General features: G+C 55.8%; 12 protein-coding genes. 8 read left to right on the top strand and 4 right to left on the bottom strand.

Annotated features, from left to right (window positions below; genetic code table 11):
- Nucleotides 1–2: 2 nt before the first annotated feature.
- From aceF to yacL, 4 genes are all read left to right on the top strand, one after another.
- Nucleotides 3–1,892, top strand: a complete 1,890-nt coding sequence (gene aceF / locus ACTJJ1_RS24495) for a pyruvate dehydrogenase complex dihydrolipoyllysine-residue acetyltransferase (protein ID WP_110605913.1) — start codon at nucleotides 3–5, stop codon at nucleotides 1,890–1,892.
- Nucleotides 1,893–2,126: 234 nt separating this feature from the next.
- Entirely contained in the window at nucleotides 2,127–3,551 is a 1,425-nt protein-coding gene (gene lpdA / locus ACTJJ1_RS24490) for a dihydrolipoyl dehydrogenase (RefSeq protein WP_004947933.1), read from the top strand.
- 643 nt (nucleotides 3,552–4,194) lie between these two features.
- Nucleotides 4,195–6,792 (top strand): bifunctional aconitate hydratase 2/2-methylisocitrate dehydratase, encoded by a 2,598-nt coding sequence (gene acnB, locus ACTJJ1_RS24485; RefSeq protein WP_004947931.1) that lies wholly within the window; start codon nucleotides 4,195–4,197, stop codon nucleotides 6,790–6,792.
- A gap of 138 nt (nucleotides 6,793–6,930) precedes the next feature.
- On the top strand, nucleotides 6,931–7,293 hold the full coding sequence (gene yacL, locus ACTJJ1_RS24480; RefSeq protein ID WP_004947927.1) for a protein YacL: 363 nt from the start codon (nucleotides 6,931–6,933) through the stop codon (nucleotides 7,291–7,293).
- Between the two features lie 41 nt (nucleotides 7,294–7,334).
- Here the strand turns inward: yacL and speD are convergent, their stop codons facing one another.
- The 3 genes from speD to ACTJJ1_RS24465 form a co-directional block, all read right to left on the bottom strand.
- Nucleotides 7,335–8,129, bottom strand: coding sequence for an adenosylmethionine decarboxylase (gene speD, locus ACTJJ1_RS24475; RefSeq protein WP_004947924.1), 795 nt, complete (start codon nucleotides 8,127–8,129; stop codon nucleotides 7,335–7,337).
- A gap of 26 nt (nucleotides 8,130–8,155) precedes the next feature.
- A complete protein-coding gene (gene speE, locus ACTJJ1_RS24470; protein ID WP_004947920.1) occupies nucleotides 8,156–9,019 on the bottom strand; it encodes a polyamine aminopropyltransferase in 864 nt (287 codons plus the stop codon).
- A 111-nt stretch (nucleotides 9,020–9,130) separates the two neighbouring features.
- Nucleotides 9,131–9,478 (bottom strand): YacC family pilotin-like protein, encoded by a 348-nt coding sequence (locus ACTJJ1_RS24465; protein ID WP_006327880.1) that lies wholly within the window; start codon nucleotides 9,476–9,478, stop codon nucleotides 9,131–9,133.
- Nucleotides 9,479–9,746: 268 nt separating this feature from the next.
- Between ACTJJ1_RS24465 and cueO the strand changes: the two genes are divergently transcribed.
- Both cueO and hpt read left to right on the top strand, forming a co-directional pair.
- Nucleotides 9,747–11,405 (top strand): multicopper oxidase CueO, encoded by a 1,659-nt coding sequence (gene cueO / locus ACTJJ1_RS24460; protein ID WP_122289073.1) that lies wholly within the window; start codon nucleotides 9,747–9,749, stop codon nucleotides 11,403–11,405.
- Nucleotides 11,406–11,492: 87 nt separating this feature from the next.
- Nucleotides 11,493–12,029: a hypoxanthine phosphoribosyltransferase gene (gene hpt, locus ACTJJ1_RS24455; RefSeq protein ID WP_004947911.1), complete on the top strand. Its 537-nt coding sequence runs from the start codon at nucleotides 11,493–11,495 to the stop codon at nucleotides 12,027–12,029.
- Between the two features lie 50 nt (nucleotides 12,030–12,079).
- Here the strand turns inward: hpt and can are convergent, their stop codons facing one another.
- A complete protein-coding gene (gene can / locus ACTJJ1_RS24450; RefSeq protein WP_004947908.1) occupies nucleotides 12,080–12,742 on the bottom strand; it encodes a carbonate dehydratase in 663 nt (220 codons plus the stop codon).
- Nucleotides 12,743–12,931: 189 nt separating this feature from the next.
- Here can and ACTJJ1_RS24445 point away from each other — a divergent pair, with 189 nt between their 5' ends.
- Together ACTJJ1_RS24445 and ACTJJ1_RS24440 are read left to right on the top strand one after the other, a co-directional pair.
- Nucleotides 12,932–13,855 carry an ABC transporter ATP-binding protein gene (locus tag ACTJJ1_RS24445; RefSeq protein WP_004947905.1) on the top strand — a complete coding sequence of 308 codons (924 nt, stop codon included), beginning with the start codon at nucleotides 12,932–12,934 and terminating at the stop codon, nucleotides 13,853–13,855.
- Entirely contained in the window at nucleotides 13,852–14,622 is a 771-nt protein-coding gene (locus ACTJJ1_RS24440) for an ABC transporter permease (RefSeq protein ID WP_004947902.1), read from the top strand. Before ACTJJ1_RS24445 ends, ACTJJ1_RS24440 begins: the two co-directional genes overlap by 4 nt.
- Nucleotides 14,623–14,733: the final 111 nt, after the last annotated feature.

Raw genomic sequence — 14,733 nt, 5'->3', positions numbered from 1 at the left:
GAATGTCTATCGAAATCAAGGTACCGGACATCGGTGCAGACGAAGTGGAAATCACCGAAATTCTGGTGAAAGTGGGCGATAAAGTCGAAGCTGAACAATCGCTGATCACCGTTGAAGGTGATAAAGCTTCCATGGAAGTCCCGTCCCCGCAAGCGGGCGTGGTGAAAGAGATCAAGGTTTCCGTCGGCGATAAAACCGAAACCGGCAAACTGCTGATGATCTTTGAAGCAGAAGGTGCGGCAACTGCCGCACCAGCCGCCAAAGCGGAAGAAAAACCGGCTGCAGCACCTGCTGCTGCACCGGCTGCCGCTGCTGCCAAAGACGTTGCGGTACCGGACATCGGTGCCGACGAAGTTGAAGTGACCGAGATCCTGGTGAAAGTGGGCGACAAGGTGGAAGCCGAGCAGTCCCTGATCACCGTGGAAGGCGACAAGGCTTCCATGGAAGTCCCTGCACCCTTTGCGGGCATCGTGAAAGAGATCAAAATCGGCGCCGGCGACAAAGTGAAAACCGGTTCCCTGATCATGGTCTTCGAAGTGGCCGGCGCAGCTTCTGCTGCCGCTCCGGCTGCGGTTGAAGCCCCTGCGGCCCCAGCCGCACCGGCTGCCGCCGCTGCCAAAGACGTTGCCGTGCCGGACATCGGCGGCGACGAAGTAGAAGTGACCGAAGTGATGGTGAAAGTGGGCGACAAAGTTGCCGCTGAGCAGTCGCTGATCACCGTTGAAGGTGACAAGGCTTCTATGGAAGTGCCGGCACCGTTCGCAGGTACCGTGAAAGAAATCAAAATCAGCGCCGGCGACAAAGTGAAAACCGGCTCTCTGATCATGGTGTTCGAAGTTGAAGGCGCGGCACCCGCCGCCGCTCCGGCCCAGAAAGCAGAAGCTGCACCGGCTCCGGCCAAGCAGGAAGCCGCTGCGGCCGCTCCAACTGCCAAAGCGGAAAGCAAAGGCGAGTTTGCAGAGAACGACGCTTACGTGCATGCAACCCCGGTCATCCGTCGTCTGGCGCGTGAATTCGGCGTAAACCTGGCGAAAGTGAAAGGCACCGGTCGTAAAGGCCGCATCCTGCGCGAAGACGTCCAGACTTACGTGAAAGACGCGGTCAAACGTGCGGAAGCGGCTCCAACCGCTGCTGCCGGTGGCGGTCTGCCAGGCATGCTGCCATGGCCGAAAGTGGACTTCAGCAAGTTCGGTGAGATCGAAGAAGTCGAACTGGGCCGCATCCAGAAGATTTCGGGCGCCAACCTGAGCCGCAACTGGGTGATGATCCCGCATGTGACTCACTTCGACAAAACCGATATCACCGATCTGGAAGCGTTCCGCAAGCAACAGAACGATGAAGCGGCCAAACGTAAGCTGGACGTGAAGTTCACCCCTGTGGTGTTCATCATGAAAGCCGTCGCTGCCGCTCTGGAGCAGATGCCGCGCTTCAACAGCTCTCTGTCCGAAGATGGCCAGAAGCTGACGCTGAAAAAATACATCAACATCGGTGTTGCGGTTGATACGCCAAACGGTCTGGTGGTTCCGGTATTCAAGGATGTGAACAAGAAAAGCATCACTGAGCTGTCCCGCGAGCTGATGGCTATCTCCAAAAAAGCGCGCGACGGCAAGCTGACCGCAGGCGAAATGCAGGGCGGTTGCTTCACCATCTCCAGCCTGGGCGGTATCGGGACGACTCACTTCGCGCCTATCGTCAACGCGCCGGAAGTGGCTATCCTGGGCGTCTCCAAGTCCGCTATGGAGCCAGTCTGGAACGGTAAAGAGTTCGTGCCGCGTCTGATGATGCCAATGTCGCTCTCCTTCGACCACCGTGTTATTGATGGTGCAGATGGTGCGCGCTTTATCACCATCATCAACAATATGCTGGCTGACATTCGCCGTCTGGTGATGTAATGAAAAAAGGGCGCAGCATGCTGCGCCCTTACTACTTCAGTAGCAGTTTTGTCGGTTTTTGCATGACTCGACAAAATTGTTGAGACACGGGTCACTTCGAACGCGCTTTGCAGATTATTAACAATTCTGTAAACTGCTCGCGGTGTAAGCGTCCCGGTGGATGAAGGGCGTTATGAGATCGATTAGCAATAAAAATGACGTCTGACCCGCCGGACAATCAATTAAGAGGTCATGATGAGTACTGAAATTAAAACTCAGGTCGTGGTACTTGGGGCGGGCCCGGCAGGTTACTCTGCTGCCTTTCGTTGCGCTGACTTAGGTCTTGAAACCGTTCTGGTTGAACGTTATTCCACGCTGGGCGGTGTTTGCCTGAACGTGGGATGTATCCCTTCCAAAGCACTGCTGCACGTTGCCAAAGTGATCGAAGAAGCCAAAGCGCTGGCCGAGCACGGCATCGTTTTCGGCGAGCCGAAAACCGACATCGACAAAGTGCGCGTCTGGAAAGAAAAAGTCATCAATCAGCTGACCGGCGGTCTGGCTGGCATGGCTAAAGGCCGTAAAGTTAAAGTCGTTAACGGTCTGGGCAAGTTCACCGGCGCTAACACCCTGGTCGTTGAAGGCGAAAATGGTCCTACTACCATCAACTTCGACAACGCCATCATCGCCGCAGGCTCCCGTCCGATCCAACTGCCATTCATTCCTCATGAAGACCCGCGCGTGTGGGACTCTACCGATGCGCTGGAACTGAAAACCGTCCCTGAGCGTCTGTTGGTGATGGGCGGCGGTATTATCGGCCTGGAAATGGGTACCGTATACCATGCGTTGGGTTCACAGATCGACGTGGTCGAGATGTTTGACCAGGTGATCCCGGCTGCCGACAAAGACGTGGTGAAAGTCTTCACCAAACGCATCAGCAAGCAGTTCAACCTGATGCTGGAAACCAAAGTGACTGCGGTAGAAGCCAAAGAAGACGGCATCTACGTCACTATGGAAGGCAAAAAAGCGCCTGCAGAGCCACAGCGTTACGACGCGGTGCTGGTGGCTATCGGCCGTGTGCCGAACGGCAAACTGCTGGAAGCGGGCAAAGCCGGTGTGGAAGTTGACGAACGTGGCTTTATCCGCGTAGACAAACAGCTGCGCACCAACGTGCCGCACATCTTCGCTATCGGCGACATCGTCGGTCAACCGATGCTGGCGCACAAAGGCGTGCATGAAGGCCACGTTGCCGCTGAAGTTATCGCCGGCATGAAGCACTACTTCGACCCGAAAGTGATCCCATCAATCGCTTACACCGAGCCGGAAGTTGCATGGGTGGGTCTGACCGAGAAAGAAGCGAAAGAGAAAGGCATCAGCTACGAAACGTCCACCTTCCCGTGGGCAGCTTCCGGCCGTGCTATCGCTTCCGATTGCGCAGACGGCATGACCAAACTGATCTTCGACAAAGAAACTCACCGTATCATCGGTGGCGCGATTGTCGGCACCAACGGCGGCGAGCTGCTGGGCGAAATCGGTCTGGCTATCGAGATGGGTTGTGATGCGGAAGACATTGCGCTGACCATCCATGCTCACCCAACCCTGCACGAATCCGTAGGCTTGGCGGCAGAGATCTTCGAAGGCAGCATCACCGATCTGCCAAACCCGAAAGCCAAGAAGAAGTAATTCTGCTGGTTTGACCGGTTAACGAACGGCTCCTGAAAAGGGGCCGTTTTTTTATGGGGGGCAGTAAAAGTCCATTGCCTGTTTGAAAATGTCGATCTTCGCACTCAATAACCATTGCAAATTAAAGGGTATCGTGTTGTGCTCTTGGCGCTGGATTTCCGTTTCCCGCAGCCGGGCCTACGAGCCCGGCTAGCCTGCCTTACAGCCGATTACTCTGTACTCAACGATTCAGCAAAGATTTAATGTTGCTTTTATGTGAACGAATTAACAACCGTTTCAAATCCTGATATGCTGGCTGAGCGGAACCGGGCACTGTACCTTACAGGCCAGGACATCGACAGCAGTGCCCCGTCAGGATCAATGGCACCAACACCGTGCGCTAAACCCGGTTTGAACATATGCCCTATGGCTTTCAAGTTGCAGTTAGGCGCCCAGTTCGTTCATCCCCAGGCGCTTACTTAGGTAAGTAACTGGGGTGACAAATCTGCCGGGAGCAGATTTGAACGCTGCTCGCAGCGGCCCCGAAGGGGTGTGGCCCATGGACGGGCCACATAACTGAACGCAGGTAACAACACTGCGGCTTGAAAGACGACGGGTATAAACGCCAGGCACAATAAATGACAATGAGAGCGAGGAGAATGTCGTGCTAGAAGAATACCGTAAGCACGTAGCCGAGCGTGCTGCAGAGGGCATCGTCCCTAAGCCGTTAGACGCCACCCAAATGGCAGCGCTGGTTGAATCATTAAAGAATCCGCCACAAGGCGAAGAAGAATTCCTGTTAGACCTGCTGATTAACCGTGTTCCACCAGGCGTCGACGAAGCCGCCTACGTCAAAGCAGGTTTCTTGGCGGCCATCGCCAAAGGTGAAGCGACCTCTCCCCTGATTACCCCCGAGAAAGCCGTAGAACTGTTGGGCACCATGCAGGGCGGTTACAACATTCATCCGCTAATCGACGCGCTGGATAACGAAAAACTGGCCGCTATAGCCGCCAAAGCGCTTTCTCATACGCTGCTGATGTTTGACAACTTCTACGACGTGGAAGAGAAAGCCAAGGCGGGTAACCCGCACGCCAAACAGATTATGCAGTCCTGGGCCGATGCCGAGTGGTATCTGTCACGCCCGAAACTGGCGGAAAAAATCACCGTTACCGTATTCAAAGTCACCGGCGAAACCAACACTGACGATCTGTCGCCGGCGCCGGATGCCTGGTCGCGTCCGGACATCCCATTGCACGCCCTGGCGATGCTGAAAAACGAACGTGAAGGCATAGTGCCGGATCAGCCGGGCAGCGTTGGCCCGATTAAGCAAATCGAGCTGCTGAACAAGAAAGGTTTCCCGCTGGCCTACGTCGGCGACGTGGTCGGTACCGGTTCTTCCCGTAAGTCCGCCACCAACTCTGTGCTGTGGTTTATGGGCGACGACATCCCGTATGTGCCGAACAAGCGCGGTGGCGGTGTGGTGCTGGGCAGTAAAATCGCACCTATCTTCTTCAATACCATGGAAGATGCCGGTGCCTTGCCGATTGAAGTGGACGTTTCCGAGCTGAACATGGGCGACGTGATCGACGTTTACCCGTACAAAGGCGAAGTGCGCAACCACGAAACCGGCGAACTGATCGCCAACTTCGAACTGAAAACCGACGTATTGTTGGATGAAGTGCGCGCCGGCGGCCGTATCCCGCTGATTATCGGCCGTGGTTTGACCACCAAGGCGCGTGAAGCGCTGGGCCTGCCGCACAGCGATGTGTTCCGTATCGCCAAAGAAGTTGCCTCCAGCAACAAGGGCTTCTCGCTGGCGCAGAAAATGGTGGGCCGCGCCTGTGGCGTTGCCGGCGTGCGTCCGGGCGAATACTGCGAGCCGAAGATGGCCTCCGTAGGTTCTCAGGACACCACCGGCCCGATGACCCGTGACGAACTGAAGGACCTTGCATGCCTGGGCTTCTCCGCCGATCTGGTCATGCAGTCGTTCTGTCATACCGCCGCGTACCCGAAACCGGTTGATGTGACCACTCACCACACGCTGCCGGACTTTATCATGAACCGTGGCGGCGTATCGCTGCGTCCGGGCGACGGCGTTATTCACTCTTGGCTGAATCGCATGCTGTTGCCGGATACCGTCGGCACCGGCGGTGACTCCCACACCCGTTTCCCGATCGGTATTTCCTTCCCGGCCGGCTCCGGTCTGGTGGCATTTGCCGCAGCGACCGGCGTTATGCCGCTGGATATGCCCGAGTCTGTCCTGGTGCGCTTCAAAGGCAAGATGCAGCCTGGCATTACTCTGCGCGATCTGGTGCACGCCATTCCTTACTACGCGATCCAGCAGGGCCTGCTGACCGTTGAGAAGAAGGGCAAGAAGAACATCTTCTCCGGCCGTATTCTGGAAATCGAAGGCTTGCCGGAGCTGAAAGTCGAGCAGGCGTTTGAACTGACCGACGCCTCTGCCGAACGTTCCGCTGCCGGTTGTACCATCAAGCTGGATAAGGCACCGATCGAAGAGTACCTGAACTCCAACATCGTGCTGCTGAAGTGGATGATCTCCGAAGGTTACGGCGATCGCCGTACGCTGGAGCGCCGCATTCAGGGTATGCAGAAATGGCTGGCGGATCCGCAACTGCTGGAAGGCGATGCGGATGCGGAATACGCTGCGGTGATCGACATCGATCTGGCAGAGATCACTCAGCCAATCCTGTGTGCGCCGAACGATCCTGACGACGCGCGCCTGCTGTCCGACGTGGCTAACAGCAAGATCGATGAAGTGTTCATCGGTTCTTGCATGACCAACATCGGCCACTTCCGCGCCGCCGGCAAGCTGTTGGACCAGCACAAGGGTCAATTGCCGACCCGCCTGTGGGTTGCGCCGCCGACCAAGATGGATGCGGCTCAACTGACCGAAGAGGGCTATTACAGCGTGTTCGGCAAGAGCGGTGCGCGTATCGAGATCCCGGGTTGTTCACTGTGCATGGGTAACCAGGCGCGAGTGGCCGACGGCGCGACGGTGGTTTCCACCTCTACCCGTAACTTCCCGAACCGTCTGGGTACCGGTGCCAACGTTTATCTGGCCTCTGCAGAACTGGCGGCGGTTGCTTCGCTGCTGGGCCGTTTGCCAACGCCGGACGAGTATCAAACGTACATGGAACAGGTCGATAAAACGGCGGCGGATACTTACCGCTACCTGAACTTCGACCAACTGGGCCAGTACACCGAAAAAGCCGACGGCGTGATCTTCCAAACCGCCGTTTAAGCCGCTATATTGCGCAACTGTTCAACGGGAGGCCTTGGCCTCCCGTTTTATTTTGCTCAGTTGCCAACTTTGCGAGCGCTCGCTGAGTTAGTCATGAATTAATGTTTACACTAAGAAAAAGGCTCAGGAGGGCGTGCTATGGATTACGAATTTCTGCGTGACGTGACCGGTCAGGTGGTGGTCAGATTTTCGATGGGGCATGAAGCGATTGGCCACTGGATCAATGAGGAAGTCAAAGGCGACTTCAACCTGCTGGATCGGATCGAAGCCGGGGCGGCGGAAGTCAAAGGCAGTGAGCGTCAATGGCAGTTGGAAGGCCACGAATATACATTGCTGATGGACGGTGAAGAGGTGATGATCCGCGCCAATCTATTGGCGTTTGAAGGCGACGAGATGGAAGAGGGGATGAATTATTATGATGAAGAAAGCCTCTCATTCTGCGGCGTCGAAGACTTCCTCGCGGTGCTGAAGGCCTACCGTTCTTTTATGCTCAAATATTAAATGTAAGGGCGCGGCGTGTGTATGGCCGCACCCTTAACCCATTACAAGTGCGGAATATTGCGGCCGTAATAGATTTCTTGCATCTCTTTCCACAGCAGATCGGTAATCTCTTTACGCTCGGCCTCACTCAGGGCTTCCGGCTTGGCGTTAAACAGGTAATGCTTCAGATCGAAATCCTTCAGCAGCATCTTGGTATGGAAGATGTTCTCCTGGTAAACGTTGACGTCCATCATGTGGTACAGCGCCTTCATATCGTCAGACATAAAGTTCTGGATCGAGTTGATCTCATGATCGATGTAATGCTTCACGCCATTTACGTCGCGGGTAAAGCCGCGCACACGGTAATCCATGGTGACGATGTCGGATTCCAACTGGTGGATCAGGTAATTCAGCGCTTTCAGCGGTGAAATCACGCCACAGGTCGACACTTCAATATCGGCGCGGAAGGTGCACAACCCGCCTTCTGGGTGGCTTTCCGGATAGGTATGAACGCAGATGTGGCTCTTGTCCAGGTGTGCGACCACCGTCTTTGAGAGGGGGCCAGGCTGTTCCGAAGTATCTACATCTTTCGGGTCGACCGGTTCTTCGCTGACCAATATGGTCACGCTGGCGCCCTGAGGCTCGTAGTCCTGACGTGCGACGTTCAGAATATTTGCGCCAATGATCGAGCAGGTTTCACTCAGGATCTCGGTCAGGCGATTGGCGTTGTATTGCTCGTCAATGTAGGCGATATAGCCATCGCGGTCATCCGCGGTTTTGGCGTAACAAATATCGTAAATACAAAAACTCAGGCTCTTCGTCAGGTTGTTGAAGCCGTGCAGTTTTAGCTTTTGCAATTGGGTTCACCTCCTTATCTTCTCGCTTAACGTGTAACGTTCAGTGCGTTGAGCAAGTACTGTGGCAGGGCAAAGCTGCCTGCGTGGATCGCCGGGTTGTAATAACGGCAGTTTAGGCCGCTTTGATTAAAGCGATGTTGCAGGGCGGATAAATCGAGCTGACGCAGCGCCGGGTTTTGGCTCGCCCAGGCGAAGGTCATGATGCCGCCGTAATAGGTCGGGATCGCCGCCTGATAGAAGCTGACGTCGTTGAAATATTGGCTTAGTTTGGCATGGCTGTTGACCGCTTCGTCCTGTTGCAGGAAGCAGACGCCGTTTTGCGCGACAAAAATGCCGCCCTCGTTCAGGCAGCGTGCGCAGCCTTCGTAGAACGCCGAGGTGAACAGGCTTTCGCCGGGGCCGATCGGATCGGTGCAGTCCGAGATAATCACATCGAATTTTTCATCGGTCTGATTAACGAAGTTGACGCCGTCGTCGATCACCAGCTTGAAGCGCGGGTCGTCGTAGGAGCCGGCATTGTGATTAGGCAGGTACTGGCGGCAGAACTCCACCACCCCGGCGTCGATCTCGACCATGGTGATCTGCTCTACGCCCCGATGGCGGCTGACTTCACGCAGCATGCCGCCGTCACCGCCGCCGATGATCAACACTTTCTTCGCCTGGCCATGTGCCAGCAACGGAACGTGGGTCATCATTTCGTGATAAATGAACTCATCGCGCTCGGTGGTTTGCACCACGCCGTCGAGCGCCATCACGCGCCCCAGCACCGGGTTTTCAAAAATCACCAAATCCTGATGCTCGGTCTTCTCGCGGTACAGCACATTCTCTACCGAGAAGTACTGGCCGAAGTTGGCATGCAGCGTTTCATACCAAATTTCTTTCTGGGTCATGTGCGGGAACTCCGTAATAACGGCCATGAAAAATTGGCGCAACATCATAGCTAACTCTGCCTGGTGATGCACGGCTGAATTTCAAACAGAGGTAGCGGAAGGCAGAAGGAATTAGTTGGCGTACGCCAGCAGGCTCAGCGAATCGCGTGCCAGAGATTTGCATTTGTTGGGGGTAGGGATGGCGATGCCACTGAGATCGCGATAGCTGTCTTCACCCAGCGCCTTCATGTTGTAGCTATTATAGTTGCTCAAATCCCAGCGGTTTTGCTGGGCGAAATAAACGATGGCACGTTTGATTTGCGCGTTGGGCAAGTCGTTGTAGCCGCAATCGTTTTTCAGATAAATAAATACCGCCGTCAGATCGGCCAGATCTTCCGCCTCAGACTCATTGAGCGCCAGACTGGCGTTGGAGAACCCCAGCATGGTGAGCAGCAGCACCAGTAACGTTGTTTTTTTCATCATGAAAATAGACCTGTTTATTGTCTGCAAACGTTATCACACTTGCCTGTAAAGGCACCAAATTTTATTACTTGCGGATAACATAACCGGCAGCAAAGGCTTGACCTTCCGCTAAGGGGAGGGTTTAGGCTGTCTGGCATGAAAGTTATACCTGTTGTCTTTCAAGCTGCGGCGTTATTACCTGCGCTAGCGCCCCGATTGACAGGGGATGAATGAGCTGGAACTTGAAAGCCATAGGGTACATATCACTGAGAAAAGGGAGTCAGCGATGTTACGCCGTGATTTTATCAAATTGACCGCTGCGCTGGGCGCGGCAAGCGCCTTACCGCTGTGGAGCCGAAGCGCGTGGGCAGCCGGGTTGCCGGCGTTGCCGATCCCACCGCTGTTGATGCCGGACGCACAGGGAAAAATCGCGCTGGCGCTGCAAACCGGTGAAATGAACTGGTTGCCGGGCAAAGCGACCCAAACCTGGGGCGTCAACGGAGCGCTGCTGGGGCCTGCGGTGCGGCTACAGCGCGGCAAACCGGTGACGGTCGATATCAAAAACGGCTTGCCGGAGGCCAGCACGGTCCACTGGCACGGGTTGGAAATCCCCGGCGATGTCGATGGTGGCCCGCAGGCGCTGATTCAACCGGGTACCACGCGCAGAGTGAGTTTCACTGTTGAACAGCCCGCGGCCACCTGTTGGTTCCATCCGCATACCCACGGCAAAACCGGCCATCAGGTGATGATGGGGCTGGCGGGGCTGGTGCTGCTGGAAGACGACGAGAGCAGCAAGCTGCCGTTGCCGAAGACCTGGGGGCTGGATGATATTCCGGTGATCCTGCAGGACAAACGGTTGGGCAAAGACGCACAGATTGAATACCAACTGGACGTGATGAGCGCCGCAGTTGGCTGGTTCGGCGACCGTATGTTCACCAACGGCGCCCAATATCCGCAGCACGTTGCGCCGCGCGGCTGGTTGCGGTTACGTTTTCTCAACGGCTGCAATGCACGCTCGCTGAACCTGGCGGCCAGCGATAATCGGCCGTTATACGTTATCGCCAGTGACGGGGGGTTCCTGGCCGAACCGGTGAAGCTGACCGAATTGCCGATGCTGATGGGTGAACGCTTTGAAGTGCTGGTGGATGCCTCGGACGGCAAGCCGTTCGACATCGTCACGCTGCCGGTCAAACAGATGGGCATGACGCTGGCACCGTTCGACCAGCCGCTGCCGGTGTTGCGCATTCAGCCTTCGCTGGCGCAGGGAATCAAAACGATGCCGGACAGCCTGGTGAAACTGCCGGCGCTGCCGCCGCTGGCCGGGCTTCAGGAGCGCTGGCTGCAACTGATGATGGACCCGCAGTTGGACAAGCTGGGCATGCAGGCGTTGATGGATCGTTACGGCCATCAGGCGATGGCCGGGATGAGCATGGATCACGGCAGCATGAGCAACAGCGATGGCGGAATGGCCGGCATGGATCATGGCAGCATGAAAGGCATGGATCATGGCAATATGCAGGGCATGGATCATGGCAGCATGAAAGGTATGGATCACGGCAACATGAAGGGCATGGATCACGGCGCCAAGGCTTTCGACTTCAGCCACGGCAATAAGATCAACGGCAAGGCCTTTGATATGACCAAACCGGCGTTTGAAGCCAAACGCGGCAAGTACGAGAAATGGACCCTGTCCGGCGAAGGCGACATGATGCTGCACCCGTTCCATATCCACGGCACCCAGTTCCGTATCCTTTCGGAGAACGGCAAGCCGCCGGCGGCCCACCGCAGCGGCTGGAAAGACACGGTGCGCGTCGAGGGGTGGCGCAGTGAAGTGCTGGTGCGTTTTGATCATCCGGCTAGCAGTGAACATGCCTATATGGCGCATTGTCACCTGCTGGAGCATGAGGATACCGGCATGATGATGGGCTTTACCGTAAGCGACTAGAGCAGGAGTGGCGGCGCACTCGCGTCGCCACCGGCTTCAGGCTATGCTAAACTCTGCGCCCTTCTTCCGGCAACTGACCTGAAACCTATGAAACACACTGTAGACGTAATGATTTCCGAGCAGGAAGTTAAGACCCGTATCGCCGAACTTGGCCGTCAAATCACCGAACATTACCGCGATAGCGGCAGTGATATGGTGTTGGTCGGGCTGCTGCGCGGTTCCTTCATGTTCATGGCCGATCTGTGTCGCACGATTGAAGTGCCGCACGAAGTCGACTTTATGACCGCCTCGAGTTACGGCAGCGGCATGTCCACCACCCGCGATGTGAAAATCCTCAAGGATCTTGATGAAGACATCCGCGGCAAAGACGTGCTGATCGTCGAAGACATCATTGATTCCGGCAATACGCTGAATAAAGTGCGCGAAATTTTGGCGCTGCGCGGGCCGAAATCTCTGGCGATCTGTACCTTGCTGGACAAACCCGAGCGCCGTGAGGTGGAAGTGCCGGTGGAGTTCGTCGGGTTTTCGATCCCGGACGAGTTCGTGGTGGGCTACGGCATTGACTACGCTCAGCGTTATCGTCACCTGCCGTACGTCGGCAAAGTGGTGCTGCTGGACGAGTAATCGGCAGGGGCGCGGCTTGGCCGCGCCCACATTGAGAGCAAGATAACGCTTTAGGCTTTTACGCCCTTGTCCTGCTGCAGTTTGGACATCGCCTTGCGATACCCCATTTCCAGGCTCTCGCGGCTGGTGGCAGCCACTTCCAGATCGCGCAGCCGTCCGTCTTGAATCCCGTACACCCAACCGTGAATCGTCACTTTCTGGCCGCGTTTCCAGGCCGATTGCATAATGGTGGAGTGACCCAGGTTGTACACCTGTTCGATCACGTTGATTTCACACAGCACGTCGAGACGCTGTTCCGGATCCAGTTCGCCCAGCAGCGAACTGTGCTTGTACCACAGGTCGCGGATATGCAGCAGCCAGTTGTTGATAAGCCCCAGCTCCGGGTTCTCGACCGCCGCTTGAACACCGCCGCAGCCCAGATGGCCGCAGATGATGATATGTTCAACCTCCAGCACATCCACCGCATACTGCACGACCGACAGACAGTTAAGATCGGTGTGAACCACCAGGTTTGCCACATTGCGATGGACAAAGAGTTCGCCAGGTTCCAACCCGGTCAGTCTTTCTGCCGGGACGCGGCTGTCCGAGCAACCTATCCATAAAAAGCGGGGCTTTTGCGCCTGGGATAAACGTTCAAAAAAGTCTGGGTCTTCCTGGTTGATATTGGCCGACCAGGCTTTGTTGTTGGCGATAAGCGTTTCGATTTCTTTCATGGAGGGTTATAGGCCTGTAACAAACAGATTGCGTTGGGCTAATATAGGACAAGCGTCACAATTTGGAAATCGGAACAGTTACGCTTTTTTCCGCACGGATTCGCCTCAGTGAAATCGCTGCTGATGATAAGATCATCTCTATTACAAGACGCGGCAGCATACTCATCGTCACAAGGTACTTTCTAACTTATGAATTATGCACTGGAATTAGCGCAGTTGACCAAGACCTACGCGGGTGGCGTCAAGGCATTGCGCGGGATCGATCTTAACGTCGAAGCGGGGGATTTTTATGCCCTGTTAGGGCCAAACGGCGCTGGAAAATCTACCACCATCGGCATTATCAGCTCGCTGGTGAACAAAACGGCCGGCAGCGTACGGGTGTTCGGCTATGACATCGATAAAGATATCGTTAACGCCAAGCGCCAACTCGGGCTGGTGCCGCAAGAATTCAACTTTAACCCGTTTGAAACCGTCATGCAGATTGTGGTCAATCAGGCGGGTTACTACGGCGTGACCCGGCGCGAAGCGTTGGCGCGTGCGGAAAAATACCTGACCCAGTTGGATCTGTGGGGCAAGCGCGATGAACGCGCCCGCATGCTTTCCGGCGGTATGAAACGCCGTCTGATGATCGCCCGCGCCTTGATGCACCAGCCAAAGCTGCTGATCCTCGATGAGCCGACGGCTGGGGTGGATATCGAACTGCGCCGCTCCATGTGGGGCTTCCTGAAAGAGCTGAACGCCCAGGGCACGACCATTATCCTCACCACCCACTATCTGGAAGAGGCGGAAATGCTGTGCCGCAATATCGGCATCATCCAGAACGGGGAACTGGTGGAAAACACCTCAATGAAAGGATTGCTGGCCAAGCTGAAGTCCGAAACCTTTATCCTCGATCTGGCGGCCAAAAGCCCCTTGCCGAAGCTGGATGGCTATCGCAACCGCCTGACGGATACCTCAACGCTGGAAGTGGAAGTGATGCGCGAGCAGGGCTTGAACGGCTTGTTCGCTCAGCTCAGCGCGCAGGGGGTGCAGGTATTGAGCATGCGTAATAAGGCTAACCGACTGGAAGAGCTGTTTGTCACCCTGGTTAACGGTAATGGAGAAAAAGCATGACGCGTTTGTATTGGGTGGCTTTACAGAGTATCTGGGCCAAAGAGATCAACCGTTTTGCCCGTATCTGGATCCAGACCCTGGTGCCGCCGGTGATCACCATGACGCTGTATTTCATCATCTTCGGCAACCTGATTGGTTCGCGCATTGGCGATATGCACGGTTTTGATTACATGCAGTTTATCGTGCCCGGCCTGATTATGATGGCGGTAATCACCAACTCGTACGCCAACGTTGCATCGTCGTTTTTCAGCGCCAAGTTCCAGCGCAATATCGAAGAGTTGCTGGTGGCGCCGGTGCCGACTCATGTGGTGATTGCCGGTTACGTCGGCGGCGGCGTGGCGCGCGGCATTTGCGTCGGCGTGCTGGTGACGGTGATCTCGCTGTTCTTTGTGCCGCTTCAGGTGCATGCCTGGTGGGTGATTGTGCTCACGCTGCTGCTGACGGCAATCCTGTTCTCGCTGGCGGGCCTGATCAACGCGGTGTTCGCCACTACCTTTGACGACATCAGCCTGATCCCGACGTTCGTATTGACGCCGCTGACCTATCTGGGCGGGGTTTTCTATTCGCTGACGCTGCTGCCGCCGTTCTGGCAGGCGGTGTCCAAACTGAACCCGATCGTCTATATGATCAGCGGTTTCCGCTACGGCTTCCTCGGCATCAGTGATGTGCCGTTGGTGCTGACCATGGCGGTGCTGGTGGCGTTTATCCTGGTGTTCTATCTGCTGTCCTGGTACCTGATAGAGCGCGGTCGTGGCCTGCGCACCTGATGTACTGACGCCCCCGGACCCGCGTTCGGGGGCGCTGTTATCGATCTGAAGCCGGCATCACATAAATCAATAGAATTGCTCACATAACCCCTTTCTCCCTGATGTTCAAAT

The organism is Serratia sp. 22264 (genome assembly GCF_052045345.1).
Lineage (GTDB): Bacteria > Pseudomonadota > Gammaproteobacteria > Enterobacterales > Enterobacteriaceae > Serratia > Serratia plymuthica.
This window is presented reverse-complemented; position numbering and strand designations above follow the sequence as displayed.

Coding starts and splice junctions, on each gene's coding strand:
- hpt (WP_004947911.1), top strand. CDS start 11,493: ATGAAACACACTGTAGACGTAATGATTTCCGAGCAGGAAGTTAAGACC.
- ACTJJ1_RS24445 (WP_004947905.1), top strand. CDS start 12,932: ATGAATTATGCACTGGAATTAGCGCAGTTGACCAAGACCTACGCGGGT.
- speE (WP_004947920.1), bottom strand. CDS start 9,019: ATGACCCAGAAAGAAATTTGGTATGAAACGCTGCATGCCAACTTCGGC.
- ACTJJ1_RS24440 (WP_004947902.1), top strand. CDS start 13,852: ATGACGCGTTTGTATTGGGTGGCTTTACAGAGTATCTGGGCCAAAGAG.
- can (WP_004947908.1), bottom strand. CDS start 12,742: ATGAAAGAAATCGAAACGCTTATCGCCAACAACAAAGCCTGGTCGGCC.
- aceF (WP_110605913.1), top strand. CDS start 3: ATGTCTATCGAAATCAAGGTACCGGACATCGGTGCAGACGAAGTGGAA.
- ACTJJ1_RS24465 (WP_006327880.1), bottom strand. CDS start 9,478: ATGAAAAAAACAACGTTACTGGTGCTGCTGCTCACCATGCTGGGGTTC.
- lpdA (WP_004947933.1), top strand. CDS start 2,127: ATGAGTACTGAAATTAAAACTCAGGTCGTGGTACTTGGGGCGGGCCCG.
- yacL (WP_004947927.1), top strand. CDS start 6,931: ATGGATTACGAATTTCTGCGTGACGTGACCGGTCAGGTGGTGGTCAGA.
- cueO (WP_122289073.1), top strand. CDS start 9,747: ATGTTACGCCGTGATTTTATCAAATTGACCGCTGCGCTGGGCGCGGCA.